This is a genomic window from Oleiphilus sp. HI0117 (assembly GCF_001635235.1).
Genome location: NZ_LWGA01000039.1, coordinates 1 through 993, shown reverse-complemented (window position 1 = coordinate 993; position 993 = coordinate 1). Strand labels below are relative to the sequence as shown.

Below are 993 nucleotides of genomic sequence, written 5' to 3'. Positions count from 1 at the left end.
GAAACTGAGTAAAACGAGAATAAAGAAAATACCCATCACTACAACTATTGCTCCCAGCGAGGTGTTTTTGAGGTATCAAATACAGACCACCAAGCAACAATCTTTCCCTGATCATAGACAGCTATTTGCCCGAACTGGAGAAACAAGGCTTCACTTTGTCTGGGCCGGAAGAACATATAGTCGTTAGGCTTTAGCTCAGAAGACTCTGCAAGCGAATACATTTCCTGATTGCTTGAGCAACCGTACAACTTCACTCGTTCAGAGCCTTCTGGATAGCACGGATCAGCAAGCCAATTGCCACCATAAATAAAGCACGCCTTCTTCGGTAACAGCTTCGCACTCCGCAAAAAAGGAGATAAAGATGAAGCAATGGGCAAACTTGGTTTTTCAATTACCTTTAAAATGGGGGCAGCAATAAATGCGGCAGGCACATGATGCTCCAGAGTTGGAATATCAAAGTCGCTGGGCTTAACCAGAGCTGACGAAACTGCTAATTCATTCCTAAAATCGCCTTGCTGATACAAGGAATAAGTTGGGCTTCCCCCTGCGTTTAAACATAGCCCTTCATGAGAACCAAATACTTCGTCAACCACATTAACAAAACGCTGATAGCTACTTTTTGCAGCACGAGCCACGACAGCCCTTCCTTCCAAAATATTAAGCGCCTTGGCAACGTGGTAGTCGTAACCCATTAGTCCGCTAAGGCTCAATAAATCAGATTGTTTAATACGCTCTAGACAAGACCTAAACTCACTCATGTCAGCAAAGCCACCACGATGCAAACCCACGTCGACCTCAAGGTTAACCTTCATCTTGAGCCCTGACTCTAAAGCAACAGCCTCGTACTCGTTCAAGCGTTCATTTGAGTCAATCAGCCATTGAACTTGCTCTGCTGGCTCAAAGTCTAGCGGCTCACCTTGCTTCTCATACCACTGATAGAAAGCTCTAAGCGCCATGACAGGCATAGGTTTTCCTAACAACAAGTCCGGCTTT

At 45.1% G+C, this 993-nt stretch carries 1 protein-coding gene; it reads right to left on the bottom strand.

The window, feature by feature from the left end:
• Positions 1-44: 44 nt before the first annotated feature.
• Positions 45-993, bottom strand: a 949-nt coding sequence (locus A3757_RS00780; RefSeq protein ID WP_068738985.1) for an alanine racemase, incomplete at its 5' end; no start/stop codon positions are given.